Here is a 17008-nt window from a genome sequence, read left to right on the forward strand (position 1 = left end):
CATGGCGGAGAAGATGGCTCTGGCCAAGGCGATCACCGAGTCGCTGCGGCGTGCGATGGACACGGACCCCAAGGTCCTCGTCATGGGTGAGGACGTCGGCAAGCTCGGCGGCGTGTTCCGGGTGACGGACGGCCTGCAGAAGGACTTCGGCGAGAGCCGCGTCATCGACACCCCGCTCGCCGAGTCGGGCATCGTCGGCACGGCGATCGGCCTGGCCCTGCGCGGCTACCGCCCGGTGGTGGAGATCCAGTTCGACGGCTTCGTCTTCCCGGCGTACGACCAGATCGTCACGCAGCTCGCGAAGATGCACGCCCGCGCGCTGGGCAAGGTCAAGATGCCCGTCGTCGTGCGCATCCCCTACGGCGGCGGCATCGGCGCGGTGGAGCACCACTCGGAGTCCCCGGAGTCCCTGTTCGCGCACGTGGCGGGCCTGAAGGTGGTCTCCCCGTCGAACGCGGCGGACGCGTACTGGATGATGCAGCAGGCCATCCAGAGCGACGACCCGGTGATCTTCTTCGAGCCCAAGCGGCGCTACTGGGACAAGGGCGAGGTCGACACCGAGGCCATCCCGGGCCCGCTGCACACCGCGCGGGTGGTGCGCGAGGGCACGGACCTGACGCTCGCGGCGTACGGCCCGATGGTGAAGCTCTGCCGGGAGGTCGCGGACGCGGCCGCCGAGGAGGGCCGCTCCCTGGAGGTGCTGGACCTGCGGTCGGTCTCCCCGATCGACTTCGACTCCGTCCAGGCGTCGGTGGAGAAGACGCGCCGGCTGGTCGTGGTCCACGAGGCGCCGGTGTTCTTCGGTTCCGGCGCGGAGATCGCGGCGCGGATCACGGAGCGCTGCTTCTACCACCTGGAGGCCCCGGTGCTGCGGGTGGGCGGCTACCACGCCCCGTACCCGCCGGCCCGCCTGGAGGAGTCCTACCTCCCGGACCTGGACCGGGTGCTCGACGCCGTCGACCGCTCGCTGGCGTACTGAGGGAGAGGGTCGTGACGACGATGACGAACGCGTCCGTACGCGAGTTCAAGATGCCGGACGTGGGCGAGGGCCTCACCGAGGCCGAGATCCTCAAGTGGTACGTCCAGCCGGGTGACACGGTCACCGACGGCCAGGTGGTCTGCGAGGTCGAGACGGCGAAGGCTGCCGTCGAACTGCCCATCCCCTACGACGGCGTGGTGCGCGAGCTGCACTTCCCCGAGGGCACCACGGTGGACGTGGGCACGTCCATCATCGCGGTGGAGGTCGCGGGCGGCGCCGCACCGGAGGCCGCCCAGGAGGCGCCCGCCCCGGCGGCCGCCCCCGCCGCGGAACCCGACGAGAAGCCGGCTGCCCGTCAGCCGGTCCTGGTCGGCTACGGCGTGTCGACGTCCTCGACGCGCCGCCGCCCCCGCAAGCAGGCCCCGGACACCGCTGCCCGGCAGGCGGCGGTGGCCGTCCAGGCCGAGCTGAACGGCCACGGGGCCCCGGCCGCACCCAAGGAGCGCCCGCTGGCGAAGCCGCCGGTGCGCAAGCTGGCGAAGGACCTGGGCGTCGACCTGGCGTCGGTCACCCCGACCGGGCCGGACGGCGTCATCACCCGCGAGGACGTCCACGCGGCGGTGACCGCGGTGGAGGCCGCCCCGGAGCAGCGGACCGCGCCCGCCGCCGTCCCCGCCCCGGCCGCCCCGGTGTCGTACGACACCGCCCGCGAGACCCGCATCCCGGTCAAGGGCGTCCGCAAGGCGACGGCGGCGGCGATGGTCGGCTCGGCGTTCACGGCGCCGCACGTCACGGAGTTCGTGACGGTCGACGTGACCCGCACGCTCAGGCTGGTCGAGGAGCTCAAGCAGGACAAGGAGTTCGCCGGCCTGCGGGTGAACCCCCTCCTGCTGATCGCCAAGGCCCTGCTGGTCGCGATCAGGCGCCACCCCGACATCAACGCCTCGTGGGACGAGGCGGCCCAGGAGATCGTGGTCAAGCACTACGTCAACCTCGGCATCGCGGCGGCGACCCCGCGCGGTCTGATCGTCCCGAACATCAAGGACGCCCACGCCAAGACACTGCCCCAGCTCGCCGAGTCCCTCGGCGAACTGGTGTCCACGGCCAGGGAGGGCAAGACGTCCCCGTCCGCCATGCAGGCGGGCACGGTCACGATCACCAACGTCGGCGTCTTCGGCGTCGACACGGGCACGCCGATCATCAACCCCGGCGAGTCCGCGATCCTCGCGGTCGGAGCGATCAAGCCCCAGCCGTGGGTCCACAAGGGCAAGGTCAAGCCCCGTCAGGTCACCACCCTGGCGCTCTCCTTCGACCACCGCCTGGTCGACGGAGAGCTGGGCTCCAGGGTCCTGGCGGACGTGGCCGCGATCCTGGAACAGCCGAAGCGGTTGATCAGCTGGGCGTGAGGCCCGGGAACCGCTAGGTTCATGAGACAGGAGGGGCGCCGCAACTTAGGATTGCGACGCCCCTCCTGCTGTGTGCGGGTCCATCAGCCCCGGTGGAGCACGTACACCGGAGCCCCGTCCTCGGCGCCGCCCCGCGAGCGGATGCACGCGTGCTTGCGCAGCAGCCGGAGGCATTCGTTGACGCGGTGCGCGGAGAGCCCGGTACGGGAGGCGATCGACTCCAGCGGCAGGCGCAGTTCACCCGTCTCCACGAGCACCGGCGCGATCACCACGGCCACCGCCCACACGTCCTGGGTCACGGACAGCCGCTGCCGCCAGTCGGCCAGTACCGCCTCGGTGGTGGGCCGCTCGGCGAGGAGCACCTCGGGCGCCCGGCGTTCGAGGACGAGGGTGTCGAACCGGTCCGCGATGCGTTCCAGCGCCCGCACCATGGCCTGGTGCACCGCGAGCGTCGCCTGCTGCACCGCGAGGGTGGCCTGCTGCGTGGCCAGTGTCTCCCGCTGAGTGGCCAGCATTTCCCGCTGGGTGGCGAGCGTCTCCTTCTGCAAAGCGATCGACGTGCGTTGCCCGTCGGCCAGCTCCTCGTCCAGCCGCAGGTTGTGCGCCTCCAGCCGGACGATGGCCTCGGCGACCTGCTCGGGCATGGCGTAGGCGACCGGGGCGCCGGGCCCGGGGGGCTGCACCTCGGCCTCGTCGAGAGTGTACGAACCCTCTCGCTGCACGGTCTCGATGACTTCGGCGACCCACTGCTTGAAGGGCGCGCAGGCCGGCTTGGTGCAGGCGTTCACCAGCAGGACGAGTCCTTGGAGAGAGATCACCTGCAAGTCTCGGCGCCACTCTCTACCTGCGGGAACGCTGAGACCGTAACCTCCAGTTACGGTCTCGAGAATCTCTCGCTGCTCTTCCGGGACATGGTCTGCGAGCGCCTTGCGAGAGTTGGTGTGGCCGAGTTCCTTGCAGACGTCCACCGCCGGGAACCAGTGCGTCCCGTCCGGCATCGTCAGCCTCCGCACCCGGGCGCCGGTGGCCGCGTACACGAAATCGCTGACGTCGATCGCCTCGTACCGCTCGGCGGAGTTCCGCCGCTTGCTGGGTTCGTTCATATGAACCACCTCCGCCGTGGAACGTAGAGCGGGGCGGAACGCATATGCCAGCAGGTTCGGTGATGTTCACGACTGCGAGCGAAGCTGATCGGAACGGCCGTTGCGGTCACGGAAAGTGTGTATGGCGGAGGGCCGGAGCCGGGTATGCGAAAGGGGGCCCGCGCCGGCGTCGGCGGGCCCCCGTGCGTGCGTCCGTGCGGGTCAGATCTTGCCGAAGCCGTAGCCCAGGAGCTTCTTGGCGTCCGTCTCGCGCTGGGTGGCGGAGGAGGACGCGAGGACTGTGCCGATGACCGTCTTGCCGTTCCGCGTCGCGGCGAAGACCAGGCAGTACTTGGCCTCCGGGCCCGAGCCGGTCTTCACGCCGATCGTGCCGCTGTAGCTGCTGAGCAGCGTGTTCGTGTTGGTCCACGGCGCCATCGTGCGGGTGCTGCCCGTCTTGGTGACGGTCTTCGCCGTGTACTTCTTCGTCTTCACGATCGAGCGGAAGGTGGAGCTCTTCATCGCGCTGCTCGCGATCTTCGTCAGATCGCGTGGCGTCGAGTAGTTGCTGCCCTTGCCGATGCCGTCGAACGAGTCGAAGTGGGTGTTCTTCAGCCCCATCTTCGTCGCCTCGGCGTTCATCTTGCCGATGAACGACTTCACGCGGGCCGCCCGCGTCGAGCCCGTGCCGAACTTGTCCGCCAGCGCGTACGCCGCGTCGCATCCGGACGGCAGCATCAGCCCGTACAGCAGCTGGCGCACGGTGACCTTGTCGCCGACGATCAGACGTGCCGACGAGGCGTTGTTCTTCACGATGTAGTCGCTGTACGCCATCTGGATCGTGACCTTGGCGTCCAGGTTCAGGTTCTTCTGCGCGAGCACGACCTTGGCGGTCATGATCTTCGTCGTCGAGCCCGTCGAACGGCGGGTGTCCGCCGCCTTCGTGTAGAGCGACTTGCCGGTCGCGTTGTTCATCACGTAGCCGCCTTTGGCGACGACGGACGGTGCGGTGGCGGCCTGCGCGGGAGCCGCGTAGAGGGCTCCGGAGGCGATGACGGCGCCGGTGGTCACAGCGGCGCCGACGGCTCTGCGAAGCCGGCTGCCCTGAATGTCGATCTTCAAGTCGAATACCCCGATTACCTGGAATGGCCATACTGTGCGGTCGAGTTGAGGCGCGGCCATACAAGAGGGCCGCGTCTGTCTGACTCGCGACGCGCACGGATGGTTGTGCGCGAACCGGGGCCCGTTCGCGAAATCCTCCGAGTCCGCATCGTGGACGGATTCTTCCATGCGTACGTGTTGTATCTATCCTGTCCGCATGAGCCTGGCCGCCGTGAGGCAACCCCCTGCCGCCGACCGCGTCTACACCCACGTCAAGCAGGGCGTACTGGAGCGCCACTACGAGGGCGGGACCCTGCTGACCGAGGGCGAGCTCGCCGAGGCCGTAGGGGTCTCGCGGACCCCTGTGCGCGAGGCGCTGCTGCGCCTGGAGGCCGAGGGGCTGATCAAGCTCTACCCCAAGAAGGGCGCGCTGGTGCTGCCGGTCTCCGCGCAGGAGATCGCCGACGTGGTCGAGACCCGGCTGCTCGTCGAGGAGCACGCCGCCAGGAAGGCCGTGCCCGCCCCGCCGGGGCTCATCGAGCGACTCGAGGAACTGCTCGACCGGCAGAAGGAGCAGGCCGCCGCGGGTGACTTCGCCGGCGCCTCCGTCACCGACCGCTGTTTCCACGCCGAGATCGTCCGCAGCGGCGGGAACGAGATCCTCTCCCGCCTCTACGACCAGCTCCGCGACCGCCAGCTGCGGATGGGCGTCGCCGTGATGCACTCCCACCCCGACCGCATCGCCAAGACCCTCGCCGAGCACGGCGAGATCCTCGAGGCGCTGCGCTCCGGCGACCCGGAGGCGGCCGTCGCGGTCGTCCACCGGCACGTCGGCTGGTTCTCCCATCTGGCCCGGGGCGAGGTCCGATGAGCGGCGCGAACGGCGGCGGCACCCTGCCCGGTGATCCGCCCGGGGGACGGCGCGCCCTCGCCGTGTGGGGGATCGGCGTCGCGGTCTACTTCGTCGCCGTCATCTTCCGTACGTCCCTCGGCGTGGCCGGGCTCGACGCGGCCGACCGCTTCGACGTCAACGCCTCCGCCCTGTCCACCTTCTCCATCCTCCAGCTGCTGGTCTACGCCGGCATGCAGATACCGGTCGGGCTGCTGGTGGACCGGCTCGGCACCAAGAGGGTGCTCGGCATCGGCGTGGTGCTGTTCACGGCCGGGCAGCTCGGCTTCGCGTTCTCGCCGTCGTACGGCATGGCGCTGGCCTCGCGGGCGCTGCTCGGCTGCGGTGACGCCATGACGTTCATCAGCGTGCTGCGGCTGGGCACCCGCTGGTTCCCCGCCCGGCGCGGGCCGCTGGTCGCGCAGATGGCGGGCCTGGTCGGCATGGCGGGCAACCTCGTCTCCACGCTGGTGCTGGCCAGGCTGCTGCACGGCATCGGCTGGACGGCGGCGTTCGCGGGCAGCGCGCTCGCGGGTGTCGTGGTGTTCGTGCTGCTGGTGGTGTTCCTCAAGGACCACCCCGAGGGGCACGAGCCGGAGCCGGTCACGCACCAGGGCACCACCTACGTACGCCGTCAGATCGCCCTGTCCTGGCGGGAGCCGGGGACGCGGCTCGGGCTGTGGGTGCACTTCACCACCCAGTTCCCGGCGATGGTGTTCCTGCTGCTGTGGGGGATGCCGTTCCTGGTGGAGGCGCAGGGGCTGTCCCGGGCGGTCGCCGGCGAGCTGCTGACGCTGGTGGTGCTCTCCAACATGGCCGTCGGGCTGGTCTACGGCCAGATCGTGGCCCGGCACCACGGCGCGCGGCTGCCGCTGGCGCTGGGGACGGTGGGCGCGACGGCGCTGCTGTGGGCGGTGACGCTGGCCTATCCGGCCCCGTCGGCGCCGATGTGGCTGCTGGTCGTGCTGTGCGCGGTGCTGGGGGCGTGCGGGCCGGCGTCGATGATCGGGTTCGACTTCGCGCGGCCGGCGAATCCGCCGGAGCGGCAGGGGACGGCGTCCGGCATCACGAACATGGGGGGCTTCGTCGCCTCCATGACGACGCTGTTCGCGATCGGGGTGCTGCTGGACGCGACCGACGACGACTACGCCGTCGCCTTCTCGTCGGTGTTCGTGCTCCAGGCGGTGGGCGTCAGCCAGATCCTTCGGCTGCGGAGGCGGGCGGCGCGCAGGGAGCGGGAGCGGCTGGTGGCCAGCCGGGTGACCTCGGTGCACGTGCCGGTGTAGGCACCCCGTGCGGGGGCCGGGCGGGGGTGGGACGCGCTGCCAGGCGCTTGCGGGGCGCCCCCTCGGAGGGGGCGCCCCGGCGCCCGCCCTCCCCCCGTCGCCCCGCGGCACGACCGCCCGCGAACCGCGGGGGCGCGGTTACGGGGTGACGGCGAAGTGGCGGAGGATGGCCGTCGCCAGGTCCAGGTCGCCCTCCGTCTTCACCCGGTCCGCGACCGCCTCCGGCGTCACCCGGCCGCAGGCCAGGCGGACGTAGGTCTCCCAGTCGAGGGTGAGGGTGGCGGCCGGGCCGAGGGCGGGGGCCGTCTCCAGAGTGCCGCGGCCCTGGATGTCGACGCGGATCGTGCGCAGGAACTCCACGGGACCGTTGACGTCGATGACCACGGCCGAGCTGCGGGGCGCCTGCGCGAGTTCGGCGACCACCCGCGGCAGCTCCGCGAGCAGCACGTCACGGGCGATGTGCGCGCCGGGGGAGTCGAGGTTGCCGGGGCGGCCGAGGGCCGTGCGCAAGTCCTGCTCGTGCGCCCACACGGCGAAGGCGTGCCGGCGCATCGACTCCTCCAGCGTGAGCTCCGTGCCGAGCGGGCCGCGCACCGTGGCGGCCGGCTGGCGCGTCTCGTTCCGCAGCTGGCGGTTGCGCCGGATGATCATGAGTTCCAGCTCGGAGGTCATCTCCGGCGCCGTGTGGTGGCGGCGCACGTCGACCTGCATCTCCATGTACCGCTGGTGGTCGTTGGTGACGTGGAACAGGTCGCGCGGCAGGGTGTGGATGGGGCGAGGGTCGCCGTACATCTCCGAGTCCAGCCCGATGACGTGCGAGACCACGTCACGGACCGACCAGCCCGGGCAGGGCGTCCGCCGGTTCCAGTCGGCCTCCGGGAGCGGCTGCACCAGCTCGGATATCGCCTCGACGGAGTGGGACCAGGCGTCGGCGTAGGGCTGGAGGGTGGGAGGCAGACTCACGGAACGGGACCCCTCGGCGGTCGGTACACGGGCAGGTGGTGGCGGCGGTGCCAGTGGGCGATGGCTGCACCAGGTGGGTGTCTCGGGTCGCTAAGTTACGCTGCTGTGAGGCACCCCGGCAGTGCTTTCGTGTGACGATCGTAGGCCCGTGTGCGCGGGCCGAATGCCAGGACGGTGGTAGTGTGCGCGCTTCCTTGCTCCAAGTCGCCGTGAACGAGGACGAATCGGTCCACTCCCGTCGGCGCCGGGTCGCCGATCTGGTACGGGATCAGGCCGGAGCCGATCTGGTGGTGCTGCCCGAGCTGTGGACCACGGGCGCCTTCGCCTACGAGGAGTTCGCCGCCGAGGCCGAACCGCTCGAGGGCCCGACGTACGAGGCGATGGCCAAGGCCGCGAGCGACGCGGGCGTCTGGCTGCACGCGGGCTCCGTCCCGGAACGGGCCGTGCCGGCCGGCGGCTCCGCCGCGGAGGACGCGATCCTCTACAACACCTCGCTGGTCTTCTCCCCCTCCGGTGAACTGGCCGCCTCCTACCGCAAGATCCACCGCTTCGGCTTCGACAAGGGCGAGGCCGTGCTGATGGGCGCGGGCGACGAGCTGGTGACGGTCCGTCTGCCGGACACCGTGCTCGGTGTGGCGACCTGTTACGACCTCCGCTTCCCCGAACTCTTCCGCGGTCTCGTCGACGCCGGCGCCGAGACCCTCGTCGTCCCGGCGGGCTGGCCGGAGCGCCGCCGGTCCCACTGGACGCTGCTGGCGCGGGCACGGGCGGTGGAGAACCAGTCGTTCGTCCTCGCCTGTGGAACGGCCGGGACGCACGCCGGGGTTCCGCAGGCGGGTCACTCGATCGTGGTGGATCCCTGGGGCGAGGTGCTGGCGGAGGCGGGCCCCGGCGAAGAGGTCCTGACGGTGGACTTCGACCCGGCCACGGTGGCGGGCACCCGCGAGCGCTTCCCGGCCCTCAAGGACCGCGTCCTGGGACTGGACCGCCCCCGCCACTGAGCCGCGCAGGGCCTCAGTCGTCCCCCCGTTCCTTCTCCGCCAGGTGGATCACGCACACCGCCACCGCGATCAGCAGCGCCGGGTCCGCGTCCTCCCGTACGACGTCCACGCCGTAGGTCTCCCGGACGTGCAGCCACCGCCGGGAGACCACGGCGAGCAGTTCGCCGTCGTACTCGACGGCGAACTCGCGGTCCACGATCCGGCCGCTGACGTCCAGCTCGGTGCTGCCGTCCGCGAGCTCCACCCGGAAGTGGTTGCGCAGCAGCGACAGCCGTTTGCGCCGGACGGTCGCGAGGGTCTCCCCGCCCCGCTCGATCACCATCGTGTCCCGCAGGGCGAACATCTTCTGCCGGATGTCGATGAGGACGTGGCCCTGGGCGTCCTTCAGCTCGAAGGTGTCCCGCAGCCGCATCGCCTTGCCGTCGACGAGGTAGACCTTGTTCCCGTGGTCGTCCTCGATCCAGTAGTCGTCCCCGATCCCGAGGATCCGGTCCCGCACAAGAAATCTCATGCCGCCACCCCTTCCCCGTGCCGCTCGCCGGGACGCCGTCGCTAGCCCGGGGGGCTGACGTCCCCGCGGACACGGCGAGGGCGCGGGAGACCCGCACTCCCGCGCCCTGTCCTGCCGCTTCGGACCGGTCAGACGCCGTATCCGTCGCTGTACCCGTCACGCGTGTGGTGGTGCGGGCGGGCGGGGTCGTCCACGACCGGGGTGGCGGGGGGTACCACGACCCGCCGACGCCGGGCGATGCTGCTGAAGGTCGCGACGCCGATCAAACCGACGATCATGAAGATGATGCCGACCAGGTCAAGGTTGACACCCTGCATGTCCCAGTCGGTCGCGAACGTGAGGATTGCTCCCACGGCGATGAGGATGATGCATCCGCCGAGGCCCATGAGTGTCGCCTCCCTGTCCGGTGTCTCCGGTCGCATCCGGGTACCCGGTCGGGCGGCACCCATGCGCCCCGGCGTCCATGACAGTTGACTAGCCCTCAAGGAACGCGACGAGCGCGTTCGCCAGCAGGAACGGGTCCTTGGCGCCGCACAGTTCGCGTGCGCTGTGCATCGACAGGATGGCCACGCCGATGTCGACGGTGCGGATGCCGTGCCGTGCCGCGGTGATCGGACCGATCGTGGTGCCGCACGGCATCGCGTTGTTGGAGACGAAGGACTGGAACGGGACGCCGGCCTTCTCGCAGGCCGCCGCGACCACCGCCCGGCCGGAACCGTCCGTGGCGTAGCGGTTGTTGACGTTGACCTTGAGCAGGGGGCCGCCGTCGACACGGGGGTGGTGCGTCGGGTCGTGCCGCTCCGCGTAGTTGGGGTGCACGGCGTGACCGGTGTCGGAGGACAGGCAGACGGTCCCGGCGAAGGCGCGGGCCCGGTCCTCGTACGATCCCCCGCGCGCGAACACCGAACGCTCCAGGACACCGCCGAGCAGCGGCCCGTCCGCGCCGGTGTCGGACTGGGAGCCGTTCTCCTCGTGGTCGAAGGCGGCGAGGACGGGGATGCAGGAGAGCTCGGAGCCCCGGCCCGCCGCGGCGGCCAGCGCGGCCGTGCCGGCGTGCACGGAGAGCAGGTTGTCCATGCGCGGGCCGGCCACCAGCTCGCGGTCGCGGCCCAGGTAGGCGGGCGGCTCGACGGAGTGCACCATCAGGTCCCAGCCGGTGACCGCGCCGGACGGGAGGCCGGCGGTCTCCTCCAGGAAGGCGATGAGGTCGCCGTCGCGGACGTCGTCGCCCAGGCCCCAGACCGGCTGGGTGTGCCGCTGCTTGTCGAGCTTGAGGCCGTCGGCGTTGACCGAGCGGTCCAGGTGGATGGCGAGCTGGGGGACTCGCAGCAGGGGGCGGTCGACGTTGACCAGTGTCGTAGAGCCGTCGCGCAGCGACAGCCGGCCGGCCAGGCCGAGGTCGCGGTCGAGCCAGGAGTTGAGCAGCGGACCGCCGTAGATCTCCACGGCCACCTGGCGCCAGCCGTGCGCGCCGCTGTCGGGGCGGGGCTTGACGCGCAGGTTGGGGGAGTCGGTGTGGGCGCCGACGATCCGGAAGGGGGTGTGCGCGGCGGCGCCCTCGGGGACGTACCAGGCGACGATCGCACCGCCGCGCAGCACGTACTTGCCGCCGGTGGTCCCGTCCCAGGCGTCCGTCTCCGCGACCTGCCTGAAGCCCGCCTTCTCCAGCCGCTCGGCGGCGTTCGCCACGGCGTGGTACGGCGTGGGGCTCGCCGCCAGGAAGGACATCAGATCATCGGTGTGGCCGCGGTCGAAGCGGGGGGGTTCGCTCATGGGTTCACCTTAACGAGCGGGAGGGCCCGCCTCCCGGTGCGGGAGCGGGCCCTCGTGGGGGGTCCGGCTGGATCTCGTGGGGTCTGTCCGAGGAGGTCCGGGGGGTCCCGGAAGGGACCGGAAGGGTCCTAGAACGCCGCCTCGTCCAGCTCCATCAGGTCCAGCTCGACGCCCTCGGCGATCTTGCGGGCCAGGGTGACGCCGGGGAGGACGTTCGCCGCGAAGAACTTCGCCGCGGCGATCTTGCCGGTGTAGAAGGCCTTGTCCTTGGCGGAGGCCGTCGGGAGCTTCTCGGCGGCGATCGCCGCGCCCCGCAGGAGCAGGTAGCCGACGATCACGTCACCGGAGGCCATCAGCAGGCGGGTGGTGTTGAGCCCCACCTTGTAGATGTTCTTGACGTCCTTCTCGGTGGCCGCGAGGTCGGTGAGCATCAGGCCGACGATGGCCTCCAGCTCCACGGCGGCCTTGGCCAGGTGGTCGCGGGCCGTGCCGAGGTCCTCGCCGCCCTCGGCGAGCGCCAGGAACTTCTTGATGTCCTCGGCGAGCGAGTTCAGCGCCGCGCCCTGGTTGCGGACGATCTTCCGGAAGAAGAAGTCCTGGCCCTGGATCGCGGTGGTGCCCTCGTACAGGGTGTCGATCTTGGAGTCCCGGATGTACTGCTCGATCGGGTACTCCTGCAGGAAGCCGGAGCCGCCGAAGGTCTGCAGCGACTGGGCGAGCTGCTCGTAGCCCTTCTCGGAGCCGTAGCCCTTGACGATCGGGAGGAGCAGGTCGTTGAGGGCGTGCTCGGTCCTGGCGTCCTCGCCCGCGGCCTCCTTCAGCGCGATCGCGTCCTGCACCGACGCCGTGTGCAGCACCAGGGCGCGCATGCCCTCCGCGTACGCCTTCTGCGTCATCAGCGAGCGGCGCACGTCGGGGTGGTGGGTGATGGTGACCTTGGGCGCGGTCTTGTCCATGAAGTTCGCCAGGTCGGGGCCCTGGACGCGCTCCTTGGCGTACTCCAGCGCGTTCAGGTAGCCCGTCGACAGCGTGGAGATCGCCTTTGTGCCGACCATCATGCGGGCGAACTCGATGATGCGGAACATCTGGCGGATGCCGTCGTGCTTGTCGCCGATCAGCCAGCCCTTGGCCGGGTGCCGGTCGCCGAACGTCATCTCGCAGGTGTTGGAGGCCTTCAGGCCCATCTTGTGCTCGACGTTGGTGGCGTAGACGCCGTTGCGCTCGCCCAGCTCGCCGGTCTCGAAGTCGAAGAGGTGCTTCGGGACGAGGAAGAGGGACAGGCCCTTGGTGCCGGGGCCGGCGCCCTCGGGACGCGCGAGCACGTAGTGGAGGATGTTCTCCGACATGTCGTGCTCACCGGAGGTGATGAACCGCTTCACGCCCTCGATGTGCCAGGAGCCGTCCTCCTGCTGCACGGCCTTGGTGCGGCCGGCGCCCACGTCCGAGCCGGCGTCCGGCTCGGTGAGGACCATGGTGGAGCCCCACTGCTTCTCGACGGCGATCCGGGCGATCTGCTTCTGGGTCTCGTTGCCCTCGTCGTGCAGGATCCCGGCGAAGGCCGGACCGGAGGAGTACATCCACACGGCCGGGTTGGCGCCCAGGATCAGCTCGGCGTACGCCCAGATCAGCGACGGGGGAGCGGTCGTGCCGCCGATGCCCTCGGGCAGGCCCAGGCGCCAGTACTCGGAGTCCATGAAGGCCTGGTAGCTCTTCTTGAAGGACGCCGGGACCGGCGCGGTGCTGGTCTCCGGGTCGAAGACGGGCGGGTTGCGGTCGGCGTCCGTGAAGGACTCCGCGAGCTCGTTCTCCGCGAGCCGGGTCAGCTCGTCGAGGATGCTCTTCGCGGTGTCGACGTCCATCTCCTCGAACGGACCCGTGCCGTACAGCTTGTCGCGCCCGAGCACCTCGAAGAGGTTGAACTCGATGTCGCGGAGATTCGACTTGTAGTGCCCCATGGCGACGGCTCCGTAAGAGAGGTATCGGCGAGGTCTGACTCCTCGCAGCTGATTCACGTACCGGCAAGTAGCTCCGATGATGCTACCCGTCGGTAATAAGAAGCAACCCCGATCCGGACATCTGTGACCCAGCCCTCCCGCCGGGTCAGTAGTCTGTGCGGCATGTACGGCTACGACCAGAGCACCGGGGCACAGCAGGGTTACGTCCCGCCGCAGCAGCAGATGCCGGGCGGGTACGGGCAGCAGGCGCCGCTGTATCCGGAGCCGTCCGCGCCGTCGCTCGCCGACGCGGTGCGCGCGTTCACCACCGGGCAGATGGCGGCCGAGGACTTCCAGCAGGTCTTCGCCACCTCCAAGGTCTACTGCCCGCGCGGCGAGGGCCCCGGATTCCTCGCCCTGCACAACACCCAGCAGCCGGTGATCCCGATGTTCACCTCGCTCAAGGAGCTGCGGCGGTACGCGGGCAAGGAGTCCAAGTACTTCGTGATCACCGGCGCCGAGGTGATCGACCTGCTCCCCACGGGGTACGGCTTCGTCCTCGACATGGAGGGCGAGCACCGGATGGTGTTCGACGCCAAGGCGGTGGAGCAGATGGTCGAGTTCGCGATGCGCCGGATGTACGGCTGAGGCCGTCGCCGTGCGGGGGGCGGCCGGTGCCGCTCCCTAGATCGAAGCCCGGAGGGAATGCCCTCCGGGCTTTTCGCGTTCCGGGTGGCAGGAAGTTCAACGCTCAACTAAAGTGGTCGTACCCGAGGAGGTACCGACATGCCTGCAGTGACCGTCGAGAACCCGTTGACGCTGCCCCGTGTGACCGCGCCCGCCGATGCCCAGGCGCGCCCCGTGCTCACCGTCACCACCGCACCGAGCGGCTTCGAGGGCGAGGGCTTCCCGGTGCGCCGGGCGTTCGCCGGGATCAACTACCGCCATCTCGACCCGTTCATCATGATGGACCAGATGGGTGAGGTGGAGTACGCGCCCGGAGAGCCCAAGGGGACGCCCTGGCACCCGCACCGCGGCTTCGAGACCGTCACCTACATCATCGACGGGATCTTCGACCACCAGGACTCCAACGGCGGTGGCGGCACCATCACCAACGGCGACACCCAGTGGATGACGGCCGGCAGCGGCCTGCTCCACATCGAGGCCCCGCCGGAGCAGCTCGTCATGTCCGGCGGTCTCTTCCACGGCCTCCAGCTGTGGGTGAACCTCCCCGCCAAGGACAAGATGATGGCCCCGCGCTACCAGGACATCCGCAGCGGCAGCGTCCAGCTGCTCACCTCCCCCGACGGCGGCGCGCTGCTGCGCGTCATCGCCGGTGAGCTGGACGGCCACGAGGGCCCCGGCATCACCCACACGCCGATCACCATGGTCCACGCGACGCTCGCGCCGGGCGCCGAGGTCACCCTGCCCTGGCGGGAGGACTTCAACGGCCTCGCGTACGTCATGGCCGGGCGGGGCTCCGTGGGCGCCGAGCGGCGTCCGGTCCACCTCGGGCAGACGGCGGTCTTCGGCGCCGGCGGCTCGCTGACCGTCCGCGCGGACGAGAAGCAGGACTCGCACACCCCGGACCTGGAGGTCGTCCTGCTGGGCGGTCGGCCCATCCGTGAGCCGATGGCCCACTACGGCCCGTTCGTCATGAACACCAAGGACGAGCTGATGCAGGCCTTCGAGGACTTCCAGAAGGGCCGGCTCGGCACGGTCCCGGCCGTGCACGGGATGTCCGAGGCCGGACCGTCCACCGGCGACGACGCCTGATCACCGCCCGCACCGGGCAGTGACCCCGGCCGCGCACGGACCCGACGATGTCCGTACGCGGCCGGCGGGCGCCGCTCAGCCGGCGCCGGTCTCCTCGGTCTCGTACAGCTCGAACCAGATGCTCTTGCCGCGGCCGCGCGGGGCGACGCCCCAGGTGTGGGCGAGGAGTTCGATCAGGACCAGGCCGCGTCCCGAGGAGGCGAGCTCGCCGGGCCTGCGCACATGCGGCAGGTCGTCACCGGCGTCGGTGACCTCGATGCGTATCCGGCGGCCGTCGTCGCCGCCGGTGACCTCGGCGAGCAGCAGGGCGTCGGTGTCGGTGTGCACGAGGACGTTGGTGAGCACCTCCGACAGCAGCAGCACCGCCGAGTCCACCTGGTCGGGCGAGGACCAGTCGTGCAGCAGCTCGCGCAGTTGCTGCCGGGCCACCGAGACCCGTTCGGGCTCGGCCTGGGCCACCGTCAGCATGGTGCGGCGCGCCGGGGGCGGCGCCGACTCGGCGCCGCAGCCGCAGCCTTCGCCCTCCCGGGACAGCAGCATCATGGCGATGTCGTCCTCGCGGCGGTCGGCGAGCGGGCCGGTGGTGTGGTGCGAGGAGGGGCCGTGCACCGCCTGGACCAGGGCGTCGGCCAGCTCCTCCTGAGTGCCCTTGTGCCCCTCCAGCAGGGCGCGCAGCCGCTGCCAGCCGCTCTCCAGGTCGTGGCCGCCGGTCTCGATCAGCCCGTCGGTGCAGATCAGCACGGTCTCGCCGGACTCCAGGACGAACCGGGTGGTGGGGTAGTCGGCGTCCGGGTCGATGCCCAGCGGCAGCCCGCCCGCCGTCGGCCGGGCCAGCACCGTCCCGTCGGCCATCCGGATCACCGGGTCGGGGTGCCCGGCGCGGGCCACCTCCAGCACTCCGCTCACCGGGTCGACCTCGACGTACAGGCAGGTCGCGAAGCGCAGCTCCGCAGGGTCCGCCTCGTTGATCCCGTGCAGGAAGCGGGAGGCGCGGGAGAGCACGGCGTCGGGGCGGTGCCCCTCGGAGGAGTAGGCCCGCAGGGCTATCCGCAGCTGGCCCATCAGCCCGGCCGCCCGTACGTCATGGCCCTGGACGTCCCCGATGACCATCGCGAACCTGCCGTTCGGCAGCGGGATGACGTCGTACCAGTCGCCGCCCACCTGGAGCCCGCCGCCGGTGGGGACGTAGCGGGCGGCGATGCTCATGCCGGGGATGCCGGCGCCGAGCTTCGGCAGCATGGTGCGCTGCAGCCCCTCGCTCAGCGCCCGCTCGCTCTCCGCCGTGCCCGCGCGGGACAGCGCCTGCGCCAGCATCCGGGCGACCGTGGTCAGCACGGAACGCTCGTCGGGCGTGAACGCGACCGGATAGGCGAAGGCGGCCAGCCAGGCGCCCATCGTGCGGCCGGAGGCGGTCAGCGGGAGGAAGGCCCAGGACTGCCGGCCGAAGCGCTGGGCGAGCGGCCAGGTGAGCGGGTAGCGGGCCTTGTACTGCTCCGGGGAGGAGAGATAGACGGCCCGTCCCGTGCGCACCACCTCGGCGGCCGGGTAGTCCGTGTCCAGCGGCATGTAGAACGGGTTGTCCGCACCGGGCTCGTGTCCGTGGTGGCCGATGATCGTGAGGTGGGCGCCCTCCACACCGAACACGGCCAGTCCGTCCGGGGAGAAGCCCGGCATCGACAGGTTGGCCGCGACCCGCAGCACCTCCTGCGTCGACCGCGCCTCCGCCAGCGCCCGGCCCGCGTCCAGCAGGAACGCCTCCCGGGAGCGCCGCCAGTCGCCGGTGACCGCCCTGCGCCCGGCGGGCGTTCCCGGCATGGGGTCGGTGACCTCCTGGAGGGTCCCGGTCAGGACGTACGCCCTGCGGACGCTGTCGAAGGAGGGCTTGGAGCGGCTGCGCACCACCCGGACGACGTGCTTGTGGTCGTCCATGATCCGGATCCGCACCTCGGCGAGGGTGCCCTCGGCCACGGCGAGCCGGACCACTCCGGTGATCTCGTTCCAGTCGACGGGGTGCAGACGCGCGCGCACCTGGGCCTCCGTGAGGGTGACCTGTGCGGCGGGCAGTCCGAGCAGCCGTGCCGCCACTGCGTCGACCGTGACCAGCCCGGTTGCGGTGTCCCAGTGCCAGAGTCCGGTGCCGAGCGCGGCGAGGACGTCCTCCACGGCGGGCAGCGGCTCACCAGTGCGCATTGCACCACTTTATGAAGATGGTGTCGAAAAATGCCACCGAAGCCGTGCGGGCGCCCCCGGGTAATGGCGGAGAAGCGATCTTGGCCCGGCCGGTAGGCTTGGGGGAGTTTCACGTGA

At 70.9% G+C, this 17008-nt stretch carries 15 protein-coding genes; 7 read left to right on the forward strand and 8 right to left on the reverse strand.

The genetic code is table 11. The features are described 5' to 3' along the window. Window position 1: 1 nt before the first annotated feature. Both CNQ36_RS17935 and CNQ36_RS17940 read left to right on the forward strand, forming a co-directional pair. Window positions 2-979, forward strand: a complete 978-nt coding sequence (locus CNQ36_RS17935) for an alpha-ketoacid dehydrogenase subunit beta (protein ID WP_004928966.1) — start codon at window positions 2-4, stop codon at window positions 977-979. An 11-nt stretch (window positions 980-990) separates the two neighbouring features. After that, the gene (locus tag CNQ36_RS17940) at window positions 991-2385 is read left to right on the forward strand and encodes a dihydrolipoamide acetyltransferase family protein (RefSeq protein ID WP_121546745.1); all 1395 of its coding nucleotides are present in this window, start codon (window positions 991-993) and stop codon (window positions 2383-2385) included. 83 nt (window positions 2386-2468) lie between these two features. Here the strand turns inward: CNQ36_RS17940 and CNQ36_RS17945 are convergent, their stop codons facing one another. Together CNQ36_RS17945 and CNQ36_RS17950 are read right to left on the reverse strand one after the other, a co-directional pair. Continuing rightward, the gene (locus tag CNQ36_RS17945; RefSeq protein ID WP_121546746.1) at window positions 2469-3488 is read right to left on the reverse strand and encodes a BRO-N domain-containing protein; all 1020 of its coding nucleotides are present in this window, start codon (window positions 3486-3488) and stop codon (window positions 2469-2471) included. Between the two features lie 201 nt (window positions 3489-3689). Then, window positions 3690-4589: a D-alanyl-D-alanine carboxypeptidase family protein gene (locus CNQ36_RS17950; RefSeq protein ID WP_121546747.1), complete on the reverse strand. Its 900-nt coding sequence runs from the start codon at window positions 4587-4589 to the stop codon at window positions 3690-3692. Window positions 4590-4785: 196 nt separating this feature from the next. Between CNQ36_RS17950 and CNQ36_RS17955 the strand changes: the two genes are divergently transcribed. After that, window positions 4786-5439: a GntR family transcriptional regulator gene (locus tag CNQ36_RS17955; protein ID WP_121546748.1), complete on the forward strand. Its 654-nt coding sequence runs from the start codon at window positions 4786-4788 to the stop codon at window positions 5437-5439. Further along, window positions 5436-6743: an MFS transporter gene (locus CNQ36_RS17960; protein WP_121546749.1), complete on the forward strand. Its 1308-nt coding sequence runs from the start codon at window positions 5436-5438 to the stop codon at window positions 6741-6743. Before CNQ36_RS17955 ends, CNQ36_RS17960 begins: the two co-directional genes overlap by 4 nt. Window positions 6744-6881: 138 nt before the next feature. Here CNQ36_RS17960 and CNQ36_RS17965 read toward each other — a convergent pair whose 3' ends face one another. Beyond that, window positions 6882-7706 (reverse strand): maleylpyruvate isomerase family mycothiol-dependent enzyme, encoded by an 825-nt coding sequence (locus CNQ36_RS17965; RefSeq protein WP_004928949.1) that lies wholly within the window; start codon window positions 7704-7706, stop codon window positions 6882-6884. 182 nt (window positions 7707-7888) lie between these two features. On the opposite strand from CNQ36_RS17965, the gene CNQ36_RS17970 reads away from it, so the two are divergent. Then, a complete protein-coding gene (locus CNQ36_RS17970; protein ID WP_121546750.1) occupies window positions 7889-8707 on the forward strand; it encodes a carbon-nitrogen family hydrolase in 819 nt (272 codons plus the stop codon). A 13-nt stretch (window positions 8708-8720) separates the two neighbouring features. On the opposite strand, the gene CNQ36_RS17975 is transcribed toward CNQ36_RS17970, so the two are convergent. From CNQ36_RS17975 to CNQ36_RS17990, 4 genes are all read right to left on the reverse strand, one after another. Then, window positions 8721-9218 (reverse strand): LURP-one-related/scramblase family protein, encoded by a 498-nt coding sequence (locus CNQ36_RS17975; protein ID WP_121546751.1) that lies wholly within the window; start codon window positions 9216-9218, stop codon window positions 8721-8723. A gap of 128 nt (window positions 9219-9346) precedes the next feature. After that, window positions 9347-9604 (reverse strand): DUF6458 family protein, encoded by a 258-nt coding sequence (locus CNQ36_RS17980; RefSeq protein ID WP_004928941.1) that lies wholly within the window; start codon window positions 9602-9604, stop codon window positions 9347-9349. Window positions 9605-9692: 88 nt separating this feature from the next. Beyond that, entirely contained in the window at window positions 9693-10991 is a 1299-nt protein-coding gene (locus tag CNQ36_RS17985) for a M18 family aminopeptidase (protein WP_121546752.1), read from the reverse strand. 128 nt (window positions 10992-11119) lie between these two features. Continuing rightward, entirely contained in the window at window positions 11120-12946 is a 1827-nt protein-coding gene (locus CNQ36_RS17990; RefSeq protein WP_004928937.1) for an acyl-CoA dehydrogenase, read from the reverse strand. Window positions 12947-13108: 162 nt separating this feature from the next. On the opposite strand from CNQ36_RS17990, the gene CNQ36_RS17995 reads away from it, so the two are divergent. Both CNQ36_RS17995 and CNQ36_RS18000 read left to right on the forward strand, forming a co-directional pair. Next, entirely contained in the window at window positions 13109-13573 is a 465-nt protein-coding gene (locus CNQ36_RS17995; RefSeq protein WP_004928936.1) for an SseB family protein, read from the forward strand. 138 nt (window positions 13574-13711) lie between these two features. After that, on the forward strand, window positions 13712-14701 hold the full coding sequence (locus CNQ36_RS18000) for a pirin family protein (RefSeq protein ID WP_004928933.1): 990 nt from the start codon (window positions 13712-13714) through the stop codon (window positions 14699-14701). A 75-nt stretch (window positions 14702-14776) separates the two neighbouring features. Here CNQ36_RS18000 and CNQ36_RS18005 read toward each other — a convergent pair whose 3' ends face one another. After that, the gene (locus CNQ36_RS18005) at window positions 14777-16891 is read right to left on the reverse strand and encodes a SpoIIE family protein phosphatase (protein ID WP_121546753.1); all 2115 of its coding nucleotides are present in this window, start codon (window positions 16889-16891) and stop codon (window positions 14777-14779) included. Window positions 16892-17008: the final 117 nt, after the last annotated feature.

The organism is Streptomyces fungicidicus, from assembly GCF_003665435.1.
Classification (GTDB): Bacteria; Actinomycetota; Actinomycetes; order Streptomycetales; family Streptomycetaceae; genus Streptomyces; species Streptomyces fungicidicus.

Excerpts from the sequence above, each read along its gene's own strand:
- CNQ36_RS17975 (WP_121546751.1), bottom strand. The coding sequence starts at position 9,218 with ATGAGATTTCTTGTGCGGGACCGGATCCTCGGGATCGGGGACGACTAC.
- CNQ36_RS17995 (WP_004928936.1), top strand. The coding sequence starts at position 13,109 with ATGTACGGCTACGACCAGAGCACCGGGGCACAGCAGGGTTACGTCCCG.
- CNQ36_RS18000 (WP_004928933.1), top strand. The coding sequence starts at position 13,712 with ATGCCTGCAGTGACCGTCGAGAACCCGTTGACGCTGCCCCGTGTGACC.
- CNQ36_RS17960 (WP_121546749.1), top strand. The coding sequence starts at position 5,436 with ATGAGCGGCGCGAACGGCGGCGGCACCCTGCCCGGTGATCCGCCCGGG.
- CNQ36_RS17945 (WP_121546746.1), bottom strand. The coding sequence starts at position 3,488 with ATGAACGAACCCAGCAAGCGGCGGAACTCCGCCGAGCGGTACGAGGCG.
- CNQ36_RS18005 (WP_121546753.1), bottom strand. The coding sequence starts at position 16,891 with ATGCGCACTGGTGAGCCGCTGCCCGCCGTGGAGGACGTCCTCGCCGCG.
- CNQ36_RS17935 (WP_004928966.1), top strand. The coding sequence starts at position 2 with ATGGCGGAGAAGATGGCTCTGGCCAAGGCGATCACCGAGTCGCTGCGG.
- CNQ36_RS17955 (WP_121546748.1), top strand. The coding sequence starts at position 4,786 with ATGAGCCTGGCCGCCGTGAGGCAACCCCCTGCCGCCGACCGCGTCTAC.
- CNQ36_RS17985 (WP_121546752.1), bottom strand. The coding sequence starts at position 10,991 with ATGAGCGAACCCCCCCGCTTCGACCGCGGCCACACCGATGATCTGATG.
- CNQ36_RS17980 (WP_004928941.1), bottom strand. The coding sequence starts at position 9,604 with ATGGGCCTCGGCGGATGCATCATCCTCATCGCCGTGGGAGCAATCCTC.
- CNQ36_RS17990 (WP_004928937.1), bottom strand. The coding sequence starts at position 12,946 with ATGGGGCACTACAAGTCGAATCTCCGCGACATCGAGTTCAACCTCTTC.